The organism is Paenibacillus nicotianae (genome assembly GCF_042681745.1).
In the GTDB taxonomy this organism is placed as follows: Bacteria; Bacillota; Bacilli; order Paenibacillales; family Paenibacillaceae; genus Saccharibacillus; species Saccharibacillus nicotianae.
Window position 1 is genome coordinate 636,461 of the sequence record NZ_JBHUGF010000010.1, and the last position, 17,631, is coordinate 654,091.

Below are 17,631 nucleotides of genomic sequence, written 5' to 3' on the forward strand. Positions count from 1 at the left end.
GGCGGCTGATGGTATGCAGCAGCAAAAAGTCTATTCAATCAAAGAAATAAACAAATATATTCGGATGAAAATGGAATCCGATCAACTGTTATCTGAAGTATGGTTACGCGGGGAAATCTCGAATTTTACCCATCATTCTAGCGGACATATGTATTTCACGTTAAAAGATGAAAGTAGCCGTATCAAAACGATTATGTTTGCTTCTCATAATCAGCGCCTTCCTTTTATACCTAAAGAAGGCGCTAGAGTGATGGCAAAAGGAAATATCTCTGTATTTGAGCGGGACGGACAGTATCAATTTTATGTCACGCAAATGCAACCGGATGGTATAGGAAGTCTATATCTGGCTTATGAACAGCTCAAGCAAAAGTTGGAGCATGAAGGACTTTTTGACTCTACACGTAAGCGTCCGTTACCTGTATATCCCAAAGTAATCGGTGTGATTACATCAGGTACAGGGGCAGCAGTCCGGGATATTCTGACCACGATTCGCAGACGATATCCGATTGTGAAAATTGAAGTCTATCCTGTGCTTGTGCAAGGCAAAGGCGCAGGAGCATCTGTTGTCAAAGCGATCCAAAATTTCAATCGTATGCAAGAAGCAGATGTATTGATTGTCGGTCGTGGTGGTGGATCACTGGAAGAATTATGGGCGTTCAACGAAGAAATCGTTGCTCGTGCCATTGCTTCTTCATCGATTCCGATTATTTCTGCGGTAGGGCATGAGACTGATTTTACGATTGCTGACTTTGTAGCCGATCTTCGTGCTGCAACGCCTACAGCGGCGGCAGAGCTAGCGGTACCGAATATCAATGAACTACGCGCTCAAGTGCAACAACGTCGTAGACAACTCAAGCAAGGGCTGTTACGCCTATCTCAGCGTCAACGTGAACGATTAGAGCGCCTACGTCGTGCACCTGTATTGTTACATCCACAACGTCATCTGGTACAACATATGACGAGATTAGATATGCTAGAAAGACGGTTAAGTACCAGTCTACAGCGTCGTGCTCATATTCAGCGTGATCGTCTGGGTCGGTTCAATCAGCGATTAGCCCGTCATAATCCGCAAGAACAATTGATTTATGCTCGTCGTCGTACAGATGTAGCACGACAACAATTGGAGCTTCGTATGAGTAGTATTTTACGACAAAAGCAACAAAAGTTAGGCTTTGGTATGAAGCAATTAGATGCACTGAGTCCGCTTAAAGTTATGGCTAGAGGTTACAGTCTGGTATATGACGAACAAGAGCAACTGGTTAAATCTGTACAGCAGGTGCAACAAGGCGATTCTATTATCGTCAATGTAGAAGATGGGCAATTGAATTGTCAGGTGACAGAGATCAAGGAGGCGGCAACCGATGGCAAAAGCTGAAAAAGAAAAAGAGTTAAACTTCGAAGAAGCAATGGATCGTCTGGAAGAAATCGTCTCCGAACTGGAAAATGGAGATGTTCCGCTGGAAAAAGCGATCGATCTTTTTCAACAAGGAATGAAGTTATCTCAAGTCTGCGGTTCAAAATTAGAGCAAGTAGAACGCAAAATCGAAATGATCGTAGAGGAAGATGGCGAACTGCGCAAAAAGCCGTTTGATGCCTCAGAAAGCGGTGGCGGTATTGACTAATCGTCCAGATCTACAAACATATATTCAAGAGATTGCTACTTATGTAGGCGATCAATTGAAATTGGTATTACCGATTGAGTGGAGTGTACCGGTCAATCTGCAAGAATCGATGCAATATTCATTGATGGCAGGTGGCAAAAGATTACGTCCACTGTTAGTGCTTGCAGCAGCAGAAGCGTTAGGTGGAAGTCGTGAAGCGGCTTTGCCTGTAGCATGTGCAGTCGAAATGGTGCATACGTATTCACTGGTTCATGATGATCTACCTGCAATGGACAATGATGATTATCGTCGTGGTAAATTGACGAATCATAAAGTATACGGAGAAGCGATGGCAATTCTAGCGGGTGATGCGCTGTTAACGCAAGCCTTTTATACAGTCACCGAAGCAGCCAAAGTCGGTGTGCCTGCTGAAGCAGTATTAGCAATTGTTAGCGATATGTCTGAATATGCAGGACCTCGCGGAATGGTTGGCGGTCAGGTAGCTGATATGGAAGGCGAACAAGGCATGACTGAAATTGCTCAACTGGAATATATTCATTTGCACAAAACAGCCGATCTATTTATGTTTTCTTTGACTGCTGGCGCACGTACTGCTGGTGCAACTGAAGAGCAATTGGATGCGTTGCGTCGCTTCGGTTCTGACCTCGGTCTAGCCTTTCAGATTCAGGATGATATTCTGGATGTGATTGGAGACGAGGCATTACTGGGTAAAAAGACACAAAGCGATATTAAAGCTGAAAAAGTGACGTATCCTTTCTTTATAGGACTCGAAGCTTCACAAGCTGAAGTGGAACGCTTAACAGAAAGTGCCAAGAAAGCCCTAGCAGAAGCTAATCTGGCAGATTCTCAACGATTAACCGAAATTGCTGATTATCTGGTAAAAAGGGACCATTAATCGTAAGGAATGATCATTTTTGTTCGTCTATACGTATATATAAGATAGACATTCATTATTCAGATACATCCATGTATACATTTTCGAAAAAAATGGAATGTTGTGATATAGTGAATAATAATATAAAAGATAGATGAAAAGTTAGGCAAAGGAAACATTATAATTTTAAAACCAATTGGATGTCGATAAGCATTCAACAAGGAAAGCGGGGAAATGGTGTGCTGCTTCCACAGATTCATCAACCAAGTGATCTTAAAGATCTAACAACGGAACAATTAGCCGATTTAGCAGGTGAGATTCGCCAATTTCTGATCGAAAAATTGTCAGCAACTGGCGGACACCTTGCTTCTAATCTGGGTGTAGTGGAGCTCACCCTGGCACTTCATTATTTGTATGATAGTCCAAAAGACAAAATGATTTTTGATGTTGGACATCAAGCGTACGTGCACAAAGTATTGACAGGACGAATGGATCGTTTTGATACATTGCGTAAGTACAAAGGATTGTGCGGATTTGTAAAACGGAATGAAAGTGAACATGACGTATGGGAAGCTGGACATAGCAGTACTTCTTTATCTGCGGCTATGGGTATGGCACTTGCACGTGATTTCAAAAAAGAAGATAACAAAGTTATCGCTATTATTGGTGATGGTGCGTTAACAGGCGGTATGGCATTTGAAGCATTGAACCATATTGGTCATGAGCAACGCAAATTGACAGTAATCTTAAATGATAACGAAATGTCGATTGCTCCAAATGTAGGCGCAATGCACAAATATCTGGGTAAAATTCGCTCGGATAAAAATTATTTGCGTGCTAAAGATGAAATGGAATCACTGATCAAAAAGATTCCAGCAATCGGCGATAAAATTGCCAAAACGGCTGAAAAGCTTAAAGATACGCTGAAATACGCTATGGTATCTGGCGTATTGTTCGAAGAATTAGGATTTACTTATCTAGGGCCTGTCGATGGTCATGATATTCCTAAATTGTTGGAAACGTTGCAACAAGCGGATAATGTAGAAGGCCCTGTATTAATCCATGTAGTAACGATCAAAGGTAAAGGATACCTACCAGCAGAAGCGGATTCTTACAAATGGCATGGGATTACACCATACAAAATTGAATCCGGTCAAGTGCTCAAAGCAGCAGGCGGTCATCCAATGTATACAGAAGTATTCGGTCAGACATTGATCGAACTTGCAGAGCAAGATGAGCGTATTGTGGCAGTCACACCGGCGATGCCTGGTGGGTCAGGATTGTTCCCATTTGCAGCTCGTTTCCCTGATCGTATGATTGATGTAGGGATTGCAGAGCAACACGCAGCAACAATGTGTGCGGCGCTTGCAATGGAAGGCATGAAACCTGTATATGCGGTGTATTCTACATTTATGCAACGTGCGTATGATCAGATTGTACATGATATTTGCCGTCATAATGCCAATGTTATGTTTGCAATTGATCGTGCTGGCTTTGTCGGTGCAGATGGAGAGACACACCAAGGGGTCTACGATATCGCCTTTATGCGTCATATTCCGAATATTGTAATTATGATGCCAAAGGATGAAAATGAACTTCGTCATATGATGAAAACAGCTCTGGATTACAATGAAGGGCCTATCGCTTACCGTTATCCACGAATCAACGGATTAGGGGTACCTTTGGATCAAGTATTAACAGCTATTCCGATCGGACAATGGGAAACCGTACGTGAAGGTGAAGGTTACGCGATTCTAGGTTCTGGCCCGATGGTTCAGCTTGGACTGGAAGTAGCGGACGAACTGAAACGCGATGGTATGAACGTGTCAGTAGTGAATGCACGCTTTATGAAACCATTAGATGAGCAATTGTTGCTTGATCTAGCGGCAAAAGGTACACGCATGCTTGTAGTAGAAGAAGCTTCGCAAGCAGGTAGTATGGGTAGTGCTGTGCTTGAGTTCTATGCTTCAAAAGGATTGCACGATGTGGCTGTAGGCATCATGGGTGTACCTGATGAATTTATCGAACATGGCAGTATTAAAGACCAACAACGTGAAGCAGGATTAACTACTGAAAATATCGCTACAGCTCTTAAAGCGCTTGCACCAGGCGAAGCGATTACATTTCACAAAAACTCAGTCTAACATTTCTATAAATACACCATAAGATCAACAGAAGCGAAGCGGAGAGTATTGTGTCCGCTTCGTTTCATGTTGTTATCTCATTTGGCAAGCTAGGAGATATCCAATCATGGCAAGTGATAAAGAACGAATCGACGTCTTACTCGTCGAACAAGGCTACTATGAGAGTCGTGAAAAAGCCAAAGCAGCAATTATGGCTGGATTGGTCTACGCAGGCACAGAGCGTCTGGAGAAGCCAGGTATGAAGATAGCTCGTGATACCGATCTAAATGTTAAAGGTTCTGTTCATCCGTATGTGAGTCGTGGCGGATTGAAGCTGGAGAAAGCACTCAAACATTTTGAAATCCCGATGACAGGAAGAACAATGCTAGATATTGGTTCTTCTACCGGAGGATTTACCGATTGTGCACTACAACATGGAGCAGAATATGTGTATGCGATCGATGTTGGTTACAATCAATTGGATTGGTCGCTTCGCAATCATCCACAAGTACAGGTGATGGAGCGGACGAATTTCCGTTACATGACACCCGATCAACTGGAAGGCCCACGACCTAATTTTGCAAGTATCGATGTATCTTTTATCTCATTACGATTGATGTTGCCACCGCTCAAAGACCTGCTGGATCGTCCTGCTGATATTGCAGCACTGATTAAGCCTCAATTTGAAGCCGGTCGTGACAAAGTAGGCAAAACAGGCGTCGTGCGTGATCCTAAGATTCATGAAGAAGTACTGTTGCATGTGCTTACGTTTGCAAGAGAAATCGGATATGTACTAAAAGGTGTCACTTTCTCACCAATTACAGGTGGAGAAGGTAATATTGAATTTCTAGCTCACTGGTATCTACCTTCCGGCGAAGGAGACGATACTATCGAGCAATTAGATGTTATCGATATTCCTCTGCTTGCTTCTCAGACAGCGCTTGAAGCCGCTCATACATTCCGCGGTGGTTCAGCCAAAAAGTAAAAATAATAAACATAGATCAATATTGATCTAAGCACAACAAAGACCTGATGTTCGGTGTATGTTACTGAGCTCAGGTTTTTTTGTTCGCATCTATAGATTCAACTGGAAGAAAAAACTAATTCCAAAAGACTATTGATTTACGAACAGGTATTCCTATATAATGAGAACGAACGTTCCGACTATAGCGCTTAGCACTACCAGTGTAGCCTATATGCTTCATAGCGAATCAAGCTTATCGATATCGCTGAGGCTTGGACCTTCTCGTTCTGGATGTTACAATAGGATAATCTGTTCGGCTAATGATCAATGATCCTCATATCTACAGTATTTTCCATTCACAAAAAGGAATCTACGTATATGTTCACGAATAAAGATGTGAGCATGTTCTGTGTATACTATATCAATATACAGAGATAGAGATAGCGGAAGGTTAACACTATAGAGAGCACATCACAAACGGAGGTCTTTATGAAGGGACAACGACATATCAAAATACGGGAGATTATCACCCATCAAGATATCGAAACTCAAGACGATTTAGTTGAAGCATTGCGTAATGCAGGCTTTCAAGTGACACAAGCAACCGTATCGCGGGATATTAAAGAATTATTACTAATCAAAATTCCAACGGATGACGGAAGGTATAAATATTCATTACCAACGGATCAACGTTATAACCCGGTGCAGAAGTTAAAGCGTGCATTGGTGGACAATTTCTTGCAAGTAGATTTTACAACTAATCTGGTGGTTATGAAGTTCTTACCAGGTACAGCGAATTCAATCGCAGCGCTGATCGATAATATGGAATGGCCTCAGATCATGGGAACTATTTCAGGAGACGATACGCTACTGATTATTTGCCGTCAACCGGAAGACAGCCAACAGGTCATTGATCAAATTATGAGCTTTATCTCGTAATCATCAATAAGGTTGTAATTGATACGTTAATGTTCGGCTCGGCACACAAGCGGTCAGCCTAACAGCATGAGCTTGATCCATATCGGTCTAAAAGCGTTGCTCTATAGTCTTTTATACGAAGAGGAGTGAGGCTCATGCTAGTTATGCTGAGCATTAAAAACCTGGCTGTTGTTGAAGAAATCGACGTTTATTTTCATAAAGGATTCCATGTACTGAGCGGTGAGACAGGTGCAGGTAAATCAATTATTATTGATGCACTCGGTCTGATTGCAGGTAGTCGAGGTTCAGCGGAATTGGTACGTTACGGAAATGATAAAGCTGAGATGGAAGCGTTATTCGAGCTACGTGGAGATCACCCGGTATGGGATACGATGTCACGACTTGGCATTCAGGGAACCGCAGAAGAACATCTGGTCATTCGTCGTGAAGTCACAGCGAGTGGTAAGAGTACTGCGCGTATTAATGGACAGTTAGTGAATCTGACAATGTTGCGTGAGATTGGTGAGCAACTGGTCAATATTCATGGACAGCATGAGCATCAATCGTTGATGAAGCCAGAACGTCATCTGAGCTTACTCGATACCTTCGGATTTGCAGACATTAATCCTGTCAAAATTCAATATCAACAACAATATACAGACTATGCCAAAGTAGAACGTGAATTACGCGATCTACAAGAAACCAGTCAAAAAACGTATCAGATGCTTGATCTTTATCGCTTCCAGCTTGAAGAGATTTCTTCAGCAGGACTAGAGATTGGTGAAGATGAACTATTGCAAGATGAGCGTCTACGTCTTTCTCATAGTGAGAAAATGATGGAAGCTATCGTAGGTGGATATCATGCGATCAATGGAGACGGCGGTATGGGCTCTGTAACGATTGCTATTTCTCAACTGGAAGATGTAACACGTTACGATTCCAAAGCATTAGACCCGATTCTAGAGCAGTTACAATCGGCTTTTTACCAGTTAGAAGATGCAGCTTATCAATTGCGTAGCTATCGCGAAAATATCGAATTTAATCCAGGTCGTCTGGAAGAAGTAGAGACTCGTCTAAATCAAATCTCTGGTCTACGTCGTAAGTATGGAGATAATGTAGAAGAAATTCTAACCTATTATGAGAAAATTCAACATGAGACAGATCTGCTTGAAAATAAAGACGAACGTCTGGCTGAAATGACAGAACGTCGTGATCGATTGCGTGATAAGTTACTTCAGACTGGTGAAAAACTAAGCAAGATTCGTCGTAAAGCCGCAGATGAACTTGCCAGTCAAGTTGAAGCAGAACTTAAACATTTACAAATGGAACGTACTTCACTACGCGTCAATATGGATTATATGGATGATCCGAATGGGCCAGAGTGGAATGGACGTCATATTCGAATTACCCGTCAAGGGATCGATAATGCAGAATTCTTAATCTCTCCTAACCCGGGCGAGCCTTTACGACCACTGGGTAAGATTGCTTCCGGTGGTGAGCTGTCTCGTATTATGCTAGCACTGAAAAGTATCTTTGCTCGTCACGATCAAGTTCCTGTACTGGTATTCGATGAAGTGGATACAGGGGTTAGTGGACGTGCTGCACAGTCCATTGCAGAGAAATTGTTCAAATTATCTGCCGATTGTCAGGTATTCTCGATTACTCACTTACCGCAAGTTGCTTGCATGGCAGACCATCAATATCTGATCGAGAAGAACATTATTGGAGATCGTACAGCGACTCGTGTCACTTCGCTACATGAAGATGGACGGGTCGGTGAACTTGCTCGTATGCTAGGTGGAGTAGAGATTACCGAGAAAACAAATCATCATGCTCATGAAATGTTGAAGCTGGCAGAAGCACGCAAAGACAGTTCTACGTATGCAGTACACTAAGGAATTGTATAAAGGATGCTCAAGTGAAAAGGAAGAGCTTAACGCTCTTCCTTTTGTGTTATACATATAGATACGGCACAGTTATCAACCAAGTTAGTAAATATGGAAAAATAATCCGCTTTTTTACATTCGACAGCAGGAATACCCATGTTGATGTCGAAAAGTATAATAAAGAGTCCAAAACAGTCAAATTGCTGTAGCGACTTGATAATCAATATGAGTAAAGTTCAAATATAATTGCCTATCATTCCGTAACAGCCTAATGATGTAAGAGTCTAACGAACCGCTATATCATAGTTAAAGAAAACTCATAAGGAGGAATTATAACGTGTCAGATATCAAAGTATTATTAGCGGACGATAATCGTGAATTTACCAATATGCTTGCTGAATATATTTCTAATCAAGAAGATATGGAAGTAGCAGGTATAGCATTTAATGGGGAAGAAGTATTGCAGATGATCGATCAATTACCAGATCTTCCAGATGTGTTGATCTTAGACATCATTATGCCACACCTCGATGGACTGGGTGTACTGGAACGCTTGCGAGATATGAATCTATCTCCAGCACCGAAGATCATTATGCTAACCGCATTCGGTCAAGAAAATATTACACAACGTGCAGTACAACTGGGTGCGTCTTACTATATCCTCAAGCCATTCGATATGGAAGTACTGGTCAGTCGTGTACGTCAATTGGTAGGATCACCGATTACCAATAGCGGTGGCAATATGCAACCAGGCAATAGCAGCAACAGCATGGGTAACAAAGTAAATAATGGTCTACCGCCTGTAACAAGAGGTAAAAATCTGGATGCCAATATTACAGCAATTATCCACGAGATCGGCGTTCCTGCACATATTAAAGGCTACCAATACTTACGCGAAGCGATCACGATGGTCTACAACAATATCGAGATTCTAGGCTCGATCACCAAAACGTTGTATCCTGCGATTGCAGACAAGTTCAAAACCACCCCTTCCCGCGTAGAACGTGCCATCCGCCATGCGATCGAAGTGGCTTGGACAAGAGGGAATATTGATAGTATCAGTCATTTGTTTGGCTATACGATTAATATTAGTAAGAGCAAACCTACTAACTCGGAGTTCATCGCGATGGTAGCAGATAAACTTAGAATTGAGCATAAGGTTCCGAATTAAATATCTATAATATACTAATGAAACAGATTAAAAAAATAGCACTTATTTCTAAGGAACAGTATCTTAGAAATAAGTGCTATTTTAGTATTCAAACTATGATTATATTGAAAAAATGATATCATATATGATATCATTACTTGAAAGGAGGAGTTGTTATTTATGCCGTCTGTTGACAAAATAATAGATAAAATGAGAAATCAACCAAGAGGTGTATCATATAGTGAAGCAGCAAAAGTTTTAATCTATTTTGGTTATGAACTAAAACGTAAAAGAGGTTCTCACAGGATATATGGAGATTCTGATGGAAATGTATTTGTTCTAAAAGAAGAAGATCCTTTAAAAATTTCATACATAAAAGAAATGCTAGACCGATTATTATGAATTTAAATCTATAGATATTAAATGAAAGGAGTGAACAGGAATGAGTAAAAATATAGAATATTATATGAATCTTCCGTACACTATCGAAATTACTAAAAGAAATGACGGGGATGGTATCTATTATTTTGCCAGAATTGAAGAGCTTTCTGGTTGTCATACCGATGCGCCTACCATTGCAGAAGCAATCGCTGAATTGGAAGAAATACAGCGTGATTATTTAGAAATCAAATTAGAATCTGGTGCAGAAATCATAGAACCAAACGAAGATTTGCCATCAGGACAAATACCTTTACGTATGCCTAAAACAATGCATAAGCAATTGCTTAATGCTGCTAAAAAAGAAGGCGTATCCGCTAATCAATTTGCTGTTGTCCATTTAGCTCAAGCTTTAGGATTACCAAGCAATTTCAATGGAGAAAAGTTGAAATTATAGTAGTAAAATAAAGACCAATACTAATCATAGTATTGGTCTTTTTATTTATATATAGTTTATGGGGAAAAGTTGCGTATATGACGCTTACTCCATTCTTTTAACTCTCAAGATGATCATCCTTACTAAATTCCATAAGTTCAGAAATGGTTTTAATATTTAGAGCAGTTGCAATCTTTTCGAGATTTGCTATATTCAGTTCCTGATAATTATTATTACATAGCATTGAAATTTTAGATTGAGGAACGCTGGACAAGTGTGATAATTCTAATTGAGTCATACCTTTTTCTTTTAATAATTTTTTCAAAAGTATATTTAACTTCATTTAAATTCTCCGTAATCAATAAACTAATTATTCTTCATCTACAAAATCTAATAGTTCAGAGATATCTGTAATATCCATCGCATTTGCAATCTTAGAAAGCATAAGTAAGTTAACCTCTTGACGGTCATCTCTACAAAGCTTGGATATTCTAGATTGAGGAACACCAGAGAGAGCTTCAAGCTGTTTTTGAGTTAATTTATGTTTTTTCAAAAGTGATTTAAGATTTATTTTGATTATTCTCATTAATTAGTGGTTTTCCTCCTGAAGTGCTAAAAATTATATAAGGTAAGGAGCATTTCATATGAAAAGCGTTATCATTAGTTTATAAATAAAAATGATAAGTGCTTAGCAAAAACGACTAAATTTATTGGTCTTTTTTCTTTTGGTTAACAGGAATGTATTCTACAATATCTTCAATACCAAAAGTACGATTGACTCCGTTTTTAGAAGCAATCTCATTAATTGCATTGAGTATACTGATTAGTGTTTCCAATTTTATTGTGCGAGTATCACCACTTGCTAGGTCTAAAATAGTAGCTGAACGTATTTTGGATTCTACAGATAATTTATTTCGAGTAGCTCCAATAATTTTCAAAGTTTCATTTAGCTTAAATCGAATTTGTTCCACTGTAATAACAACCGCCTTTTAATCTCCTTCGTTTTCATCAACAAATTGAAGTAATTCGGAGATATCTTTAATATTCATAGCAGTGGCTAACTTAGACAGCATAATTAAATTAATTTCTTGTCTCGCATTTCGATACAATTCAGAAATAGCAGCCTGACGAACACCGGATAATTCAGACAATTGCATTTGAGTAAGATTTCTTTTCTTCATTGCTTCTTTTAAAAGTATTTTAACTTTCAATTTAATTCCTCCAAAGCATTGACTTTACACGCCCAAGCGTTTAAAATAAAAACATAAATAACCGCTTGGGCGTATAATAAAGGGAGTGGCATAATGAGCTTTGTGAAAGAGACTTATTTAAAACTCACAAGAGTATTCTTAGTAATTACACATCATAATTTTAAAAAATATGATCAAAAGTTAAGTATTAATGTTATAGGTGTAATATGACCCAACTACTACATAGAAAAGCCCAAATCAAAGAAGCCTTTAATCAGTTCATGTCGACACGCATGGATCAAGTGAGTGAAGATGCTATATCGCCTTCACCTGAATATCAGGCACTTACCACCGAATGCACAGAACTATTTGCTACCATCTACGATCAACTACCATCAGACATCCAAATTCTGTTCACCCAATACGAAGAAGTCATTACGCTTATTCAAGGATTGGCAGAATCGACGATGTATGAGCAGGGGGTGAAAGATGGCTTGCAATTAAGTCAGGTGCTGTACAGTTATTGACTTTGCATATCCTCTAAAATAAATATGTCCTAACATATGTATATCAGCCAAATCATAACGTACAATTGCATATTTTTCAATTCTGTCTGACCTCATTATAAGCTTTTACTACTTTTTGTACTCTATTAACCAACAATCCCGATATTGTCCTTCATGCCATTCATGCTTGGGCAGTAATTTTACTTTTTGGAATCCACATTTTTCATAACAATGCAGTGCTCTCGCATTCCATGTCTGGGGGTCCATCGCGATACGGTGGGCTTGTTTTTGCTGTGTGAGGAAGGCGATCATTGTCTGAATGAGTAGAGTACCAATACCCCGATTCCAATAGTCTGGTTCGCCGATAAATTGATCCATCCCATAGATCACTTCACTAGAGTCATGATATCCGTATGTATCTCTACTTTCTTCATCTAATAGGTAATATTGAATATAACCTATAGCTACACTCTCATATTCGATAATACACTGAACGTCTTCTGTATCTGGATCGTAAAAGATTTCAGTCACTTTTTCCATATCCAGCGGTTGATCTCGACCCTGATAATATTGCAGAATAGTAGGATCGGACATCCATTTAACCAGTGTATATTTATCTTCTATACAAAGAGAACGAATAGACAAATGACCGTTTGAAATAAGCATCATATCCTCCTTATAAATGATAGTATCCTTTATTTATCATATTTTTTATACCATATATTAGGAATGATTTCTATCATTCATAGGAGAATATACGTATACTACACTTACAATTGTATCTATAAAGTACAGTGAAATGCGGGAGTTATCTGATGTCATTAGTCGTCTGAATTATCGTTACGACCATTCTTTTCGATAACTGAGCGGCGTGCAGTTGACTCTAGCTTTGAATAAATTGATAAAATGAGACACATTGTCTACGCCGACTTCGTTAGCGATTTCTTGGACACTTTTATCAGAATACTGTAGTAAGCCTTTGGCTGCATTGATGCGGATATGGATCAGGTATTCGATTGGAGGGAGTCCGATATATTGTTTGAAATCTTTGGTTAATTGAAATTTGTTCATCCCGTATTGTCTGGCAAGCTGATCGAGTGTGATCGCTTCAGTGTAGTTATGTTCGAGATAAGTTTGCATATTAAGAATTTTGGATGGGATGTTGTATGTATTGTCTTTCACATAGATCGTTGTTAAGATGATCTCGGTTAACAATTGTGTGAGGAGTTGAGCATTTAGAAGCTCTGTTTTCTGTGTACGTGTATATTGCAGATTCAGTAATTGTTGAGCAAGCTCTAGAATCAGAGAAGAGGACTGTGAATGATATACCGGCATCTGATTATTTTCATATTGTTGATAATAACCAGCTATCGTAGCTCCATACATATGGATCGATAACGTTTCCCAAGGTTGTTCGGACTGCGCTTCATAGCGGTATTCTTCTTTGCAATCAATCCAGAAGAAATCGCCTGCTTGTAATAGAAAAGATTGCCCGCGATAATATAGACAACCTGCACCAGACAATGTATATAAGAACAGATACGACGCAATTTTGGCATGCTTAATAGAAGAAGATGAATCGATATAATGATACCCGATTTCTTGAATATAGAGATAAGTGGATTGAGCGACAGGAGAAGGAGTGAGAATAAAGCGAACAGGCTTTTGAGAAAAACGATGCAGTTCATTTTCGCTGGATACCATCGTACATATGCCTCCTGGTTTAGAAAATATGTAGACAAGCGGATTGTAATATTTCATATTGTAAGCGTTCTCTTAAATATTGGCAATTCTTTTTCTAAACTGAATTTACTTTAGAGGAGCATACAGGCTAAGATAGAAAAAGAATGTTCCAACAATTAAAGTAGCAAAAAGGAGAATATCGCTATGATTGAATTTCAATATATCCACCATATGAGTCTAGCTGTACGCGATATTGAAGTGTCTCGTACATTTTATTCGGATGTGCTTCAATTTCAAGAAATCGAGCGTCCGCCATTTGATTCTGTAGGCATCTGGTATGCTTTGGGAAATCAGCAATTGCATTTGATCGAGCAACCACAAGGAGAGACATTACGTCAGGGTGGTATAGATTCAACGGATGGGCATTTAGCGATCTGGGTGAAGAGTTATTCGGAGACTTTGGAGTTTTTGGATCAACAGCAGGTCTTTTACGAAGCACGTCCTCATAGTCTGGCTGGCTTTGCCCAAATCTATATTCTCGATCCTGATCATAATATTATCGAATTGGATGCTCCCTATGAATAAGAGTAGAGGATAATCATTATAAAATGGCACATAAAAAGACCACCCGAAGGTGGTCTTTCTAACCCGATGGCGCTAATTGAAATCTTTGATCCGCATCCCGCGCCTCCGAAGTTCGTGTGGTTTAGACAAGAACCTCGGATTGGGTAAAGGACGCGTTCAACATGTTAATCTGAATGTTGACGCACCTCCTTTCTGTATGAACTAATATTACCATAGGTTTACATAAACAGCTAGTGTTTTTGACAAATTTTTATAAAATAAGTGGATAGACCTAATGCTTTTATTTCCTCATTCCAAAGTCTTGATTCATTACTCACGCTTGTAAAAAAAGTGCTGACTTATTATTCATTTCAGGTATAATGCAATCGAGAATATATGGAAGGAGGTTGTGATGCGGTTGGTAGAAAAAGACTGGACGACTTCTGTGATTCAACATAAAAGAAAGTATAACGGATGGATAATAGTCGTTCTGATATTAATAGTAGTCATTGCACTGGCTGGCGTATTGTGGATAGCCAATCAGAAGCTTTATACAGCGATACGCCATAGTGAACAGAGCAATAAAGTTTTGACAAAAAAGCTAGAGTGGTATCAGCAAGAATTAACAACTGTCCAAAAGAATGTTCGTATGATACAAGAAGATACCGCTATTCAAGATATGACTCATCAGATTGAAGATTACATGGCAACAGATGATTTTGTAGTCAACAAAATTTATTTTTACAAAGATACTTCTCATCAATTAGAGTATCTGTATATCGATATTTACAACCAACCGAAGATGGAGTCTTATTACAGTGCACAGGGAGTGTATACGTTACCCGATCAGCAGGTACAAGCCAAATGTAAACAGATGATTAATGATATCCAAAAATTCTATACAGAAGGTGAACATTTGCCAGTATGGAGTAAAAAGACAGTGGTATATATGACGATCAACAATTATGAAATCGGTAATACGATTGATGGGAAATTTGAATTAAGCGCTAAATGAAATGATCAAAATCTATCATTTTTAGATTTAACGATTTCAAAAAACGAATAATTGATATATAATGATCAAAAGTTTAATCGTATTAATAATGCAGGTCAAAACAAGTTCTGGTCTTGCCTTAATGTTAACATTAGTGTTATAAATTATTAACATTAGTGTTATAATCTAAGGAAGCTGAAAATTCTCAGATACAGGAAACTTCTATGAATCGTAATCATTTCAAATTAGAAATAGAATTAATTCCCGAATCGACGATGCATTTGAATCTTCGTAATCGATTAACTTCATATCAATGGCGGCAATTTAGCCAGAATATTCAAAAGCGTGATCAGTATACCTGTTGTATCTGTAATCGTGTCAAAGGGGATACAATCGACAAGTTACATTGTCATGAGCTATGGACATTTGATACAGAAGCGCAAGTTCAGTACCTTACTGGGTTTCAGTCGTTATGTTTCCAGTGTCATATGATCAAGCATATTGGCTTTGCTACTATGAATGATTGGGTAGAAAAATATCAATTAATCGAGCATTTTTGTACTGTAAATCAGGTCTCCCGTAAGCAATATGCTCAGCATTTTCATGATGCTGTTCAATTGTGGATTGCCCGCAACCAGATAAATTGGCATGTTGATCTGGGCGATTATATAAGTTAAGCAATGGTACATAATCATCGCGAATAGGGGGGATAGGCTAGAAAGTAGGGTCCGATGCTTGCTGACTTATTTGTAACAAAAATGTAATCATCCGTTTTACCGGGAATAAAACGGCATATATGTACTAGCGAATTCAATATCATGGGATTTTAGTTAATTTCGTGCTTTGATAAAAACGATGATTTATAGTACATTAGCTTTGAAGAAAGAGGAGGTTTCTAATGTACTCAAGCAGACCAAGCGATGCTTTACACATCATGACATACACCTTGAATAGTGGTATTAAAGGTACTGTGCCTTTGTCGAACCAACAGATTGAGGAATGGCTTGAAAGTTATAAAAGCAATACGCGTTATGTGACTAATATAGGTAAAGAATTTTTTGGATTAAATCCTGAATTAGTTGCTGATTTTAAAGTGCAAAATCAATTCTCTGATCATCAACGTGTGATTGTTCCGATTCAGCCGGAAGAACAACATCCTGCTGAGGACTTGAGCACTGCTTATAAAGCAAATGAAATTTTGATCAAAGTGGATTGTAAATGTGGAACAGCGTATACAACAGATTCACCATTTATGCGTACCAAATGGTATTGCACAAAGTGTAAAGAAATTGTGTTCCTTGATCCGAAAAAAGGAAAAGTGGAAACATCACGCGGTGAAGCTTTCTATATGACTAATAAGTATTTTGTAGAACGTGCTCCTATCGAATAGAATCATAGTTCTTTCATTGCAACGTGAAAAATGACTGTTTGTCTAGACAAGCTTATATATGATAAATAGGTCAACGACTAGCTAGTATGTTTGATTAACGACACGATAGGGTCGCTAAGATAAAAACATACTAGAATAGCCGTATGTGCTCTGAAATACATAGTGTAATAACCAAAACAGTCTGGTATAGATCGGGCTGTTTTTTGATATGTTGTTTTGGACAGAGTGATGATCAGATCTACAGGATATGATATACTATGCTGCATATGTTTGGAGGGATAAGCTGAATGAGTTCTATCTATAGTAATAGAAGATTTCCATATGCACGCTGGATCATATGGACGATACTGGCGTTAGCATGGATGGTATTTATTTTTTACAAATCCAATCAGCCTTATGTAGAGCAGGATTTGAAGCCTTTTCTGGCAGATTTGATCCCCGAATCTACGTTGTCTACATTTACGCCAACGATTGAATTTTCGTATGACGGTTATGTGGTAAGTGGCAAATCGCCTTATGATTTTTTTGAATTTTTTATTCGTAAAATAGCACATGTGGTTGAATTTGCAATATTAGCGTTTTTGTTATGTCGTGTATTTTCTCCACTTACACGCCGGGATTATGCACCTATTGTCTGGGCAGGTCTTGTATCTTATGTATATGCTTTATCCGATGAGTGGCATCAGACCTTTGTAGCCGGAAGAACAGGGCATTTTGAAGATACATTAGTCGATGGGATCGGCATTGTATTGGTCATGGTATGTTATATTTTGATCCGTAGACGTCGACGTAAAAAGAGTGGACTGCGGTTTGGCTAGATATCTTTACAAATAGCGTGCAACACAAAAAGTCGCTTTGATAACGAAGCGACTTTTTGTGTTGCAAAAGATATGGCAAAAATGAGTATTACAGTAATCCATATCGGATACGCTTAATGCCTAGCTACATTATAG

The 17,631-nt window shown here is 38.9% G+C and carries 22 protein-coding genes; 16 read left to right on the plus strand and 6 right to left on the minus strand.

All coding sequences use genetic code 11. The features are described 5' to 3' along the window. Positions 1-13 precede the first annotated feature (13 nt). The 10 genes from xseA to ACFSGI_RS07020 all read left to right on the plus strand — a co-directional run bounded on the left by xseA (position 14) and on the right by ACFSGI_RS07020 (position 10,372). The gene (gene xseA, locus ACFSGI_RS06975) at positions 14-1,375 is read left to right on the plus strand and encodes an exodeoxyribonuclease VII large subunit (RefSeq protein ID WP_204823432.1); all 1,362 of its coding nucleotides are present in this window, start codon (positions 14-16) and stop codon (positions 1,373-1,375) included. Next, positions 1,362-1,622, plus strand: coding sequence for an exodeoxyribonuclease VII small subunit (xseB, locus tag ACFSGI_RS06980; protein WP_204823433.1), 261 nt, complete (start codon positions 1,362-1,364; stop codon positions 1,620-1,622). The genes xseA and xseB overlap by 14 nt, the downstream gene beginning before the upstream one ends. Next, complete coding sequence (locus tag ACFSGI_RS06985) at positions 1,591-2,517, plus strand: polyprenyl synthetase family protein (protein WP_204824936.1); 927 nt, start codon at positions 1,591-1,593, stop codon at positions 2,515-2,517. The genes xseB and ACFSGI_RS06985 overlap by 32 nt, the downstream gene beginning before the upstream one ends. A gap of 218 nt (positions 2,518-2,735) precedes the next feature. After that, entirely contained in the window at positions 2,736-4,640 is a 1,905-nt protein-coding gene (gene dxs / locus ACFSGI_RS06990) for a 1-deoxy-D-xylulose-5-phosphate synthase (protein WP_204823434.1), read from the plus strand. Positions 4,641-4,746: 106 nt separating this feature from the next. After that, the gene (locus ACFSGI_RS06995; protein ID WP_204823435.1) at positions 4,747-5,604 is read left to right on the plus strand and encodes a TlyA family RNA methyltransferase; all 858 of its coding nucleotides are present in this window, start codon (positions 4,747-4,749) and stop codon (positions 5,602-5,604) included. A 468-nt stretch (positions 5,605-6,072) separates the two neighbouring features. Next, complete coding sequence (gene ahrC / locus ACFSGI_RS07000; protein WP_069329109.1) at positions 6,073-6,522, plus strand: transcriptional regulator AhrC/ArgR; 450 nt, start codon at positions 6,073-6,075, stop codon at positions 6,520-6,522. Between the two features lie 134 nt (positions 6,523-6,656). Further along, a complete protein-coding gene (gene recN / locus ACFSGI_RS07005; RefSeq protein ID WP_204823436.1) occupies positions 6,657-8,396 on the plus strand; it encodes a DNA repair protein RecN in 1,740 nt (579 codons plus the stop codon). Positions 8,397-8,724: 328 nt separating this feature from the next. Then, positions 8,725-9,558: a sporulation transcription factor Spo0A gene (gene spo0A, locus ACFSGI_RS07010; RefSeq protein WP_204823437.1), complete on the plus strand. Its 834-nt coding sequence runs from the start codon at positions 8,725-8,727 to the stop codon at positions 9,556-9,558. A 159-nt stretch (positions 9,559-9,717) separates the two neighbouring features. Next, positions 9,718-9,939 carry a type II toxin-antitoxin system HicA family toxin gene (locus ACFSGI_RS07015; RefSeq protein WP_204823438.1) on the plus strand — a complete coding sequence of 74 codons (222 nt, stop codon included), beginning with the start codon at positions 9,718-9,720 and terminating at the stop codon, positions 9,937-9,939. 40 nt (positions 9,940-9,979) lie between these two features. After that, the gene (locus tag ACFSGI_RS07020) at positions 9,980-10,372 is read left to right on the plus strand and encodes a toxin-antitoxin system HicB family antitoxin (protein ID WP_204823439.1); all 393 of its coding nucleotides are present in this window, start codon (positions 9,980-9,982) and stop codon (positions 10,370-10,372) included. A 97-nt stretch (positions 10,373-10,469) separates the two neighbouring features. Here the strand turns inward: ACFSGI_RS07020 and ACFSGI_RS07025 are convergent, their stop codons facing one another. The 4 genes from ACFSGI_RS07025 to ACFSGI_RS07040 all read right to left on the minus strand — a co-directional run bounded on the left by ACFSGI_RS07025 (position 10,470) and on the right by ACFSGI_RS07040 (position 11,532). After that, complete coding sequence (locus ACFSGI_RS07025; protein WP_204823440.1) at positions 10,470-10,694, minus strand: helix-turn-helix domain-containing protein; 225 nt, start codon at positions 10,692-10,694, stop codon at positions 10,470-10,472. Positions 10,695-10,721: 27 nt separating this feature from the next. Continuing rightward, positions 10,722-10,937: a helix-turn-helix domain-containing protein gene (locus ACFSGI_RS07030; protein WP_204823441.1), complete on the minus strand. Its 216-nt coding sequence runs from the start codon at positions 10,935-10,937 to the stop codon at positions 10,722-10,724. Between the two features lie 121 nt (positions 10,938-11,058). Then, positions 11,059-11,322, minus strand: coding sequence for an XRE family transcriptional regulator (locus ACFSGI_RS07035; protein WP_204823442.1), 264 nt, complete (start codon positions 11,320-11,322; stop codon positions 11,059-11,061). A gap of 18 nt (positions 11,323-11,340) precedes the next feature. Further along, complete coding sequence (locus ACFSGI_RS07040) at positions 11,341-11,532, minus strand: helix-turn-helix domain-containing protein (RefSeq protein WP_204824937.1); 192 nt, start codon at positions 11,530-11,532, stop codon at positions 11,341-11,343. Between the two features lie 290 nt (positions 11,533-11,822). Between ACFSGI_RS07040 and ACFSGI_RS07045 the strand changes: the two genes are divergently transcribed. Beyond that, the gene (locus ACFSGI_RS07045) at positions 11,823-12,068 is read left to right on the plus strand and encodes a hypothetical protein (protein ID WP_204823443.1); all 246 of its coding nucleotides are present in this window, start codon (positions 11,823-11,825) and stop codon (positions 12,066-12,068) included. A gap of 108 nt (positions 12,069-12,176) precedes the next feature. Here the strand turns inward: ACFSGI_RS07045 and ACFSGI_RS07050 are convergent, their stop codons facing one another. Both ACFSGI_RS07050 and ACFSGI_RS07055 read right to left on the minus strand, forming a co-directional pair. Next, positions 12,177-12,713 carry a GNAT family N-acetyltransferase gene (locus ACFSGI_RS07050; RefSeq protein WP_204823444.1) on the minus strand — a complete coding sequence of 179 codons (537 nt, stop codon included), beginning with the start codon at positions 12,711-12,713 and terminating at the stop codon, positions 12,177-12,179. 174 nt (positions 12,714-12,887) lie between these two features. After that, positions 12,888-13,751 carry a helix-turn-helix domain-containing protein gene (locus ACFSGI_RS07055; RefSeq protein WP_204823445.1) on the minus strand — a complete coding sequence of 288 codons (864 nt, stop codon included), beginning with the start codon at positions 13,749-13,751 and terminating at the stop codon, positions 12,888-12,890. Between the two features lie 183 nt (positions 13,752-13,934). On the opposite strand from ACFSGI_RS07055, the gene ACFSGI_RS07060 reads away from it, so the two are divergent. The 5 genes from ACFSGI_RS07060 (at position 13,935) to ACFSGI_RS07080 (ending at position 17,496) form a co-directional block, all read left to right on the plus strand. Beyond that, positions 13,935-14,315: a VOC family protein gene (locus tag ACFSGI_RS07060; RefSeq protein WP_204823446.1), complete on the plus strand. Its 381-nt coding sequence runs from the start codon at positions 13,935-13,937 to the stop codon at positions 14,313-14,315. Positions 14,316-14,706: 391 nt separating this feature from the next. Next, positions 14,707-15,309 carry a hypothetical protein gene (locus ACFSGI_RS07065; RefSeq protein WP_204823447.1) on the plus strand — a complete coding sequence of 201 codons (603 nt, stop codon included), beginning with the start codon at positions 14,707-14,709 and terminating at the stop codon, positions 15,307-15,309. 203 nt (positions 15,310-15,512) lie between these two features. Then, positions 15,513-15,965, plus strand: coding sequence for a hypothetical protein (locus tag ACFSGI_RS07070; protein ID WP_204823448.1), 453 nt, complete (start codon positions 15,513-15,515; stop codon positions 15,963-15,965). A 221-nt stretch (positions 15,966-16,186) separates the two neighbouring features. Beyond that, on the plus strand, positions 16,187-16,678 hold the full coding sequence (locus ACFSGI_RS07075; RefSeq protein ID WP_204823449.1) for a hypothetical protein: 492 nt from the start codon (positions 16,187-16,189) through the stop codon (positions 16,676-16,678). Between the two features lie 287 nt (positions 16,679-16,965). After that, positions 16,966-17,496, plus strand: coding sequence for a VanZ family protein (locus tag ACFSGI_RS07080; RefSeq protein ID WP_204823450.1), 531 nt, complete (start codon positions 16,966-16,968; stop codon positions 17,494-17,496). The last annotated feature ends 135 nt before the right edge of the window (positions 17,497-17,631 follow it).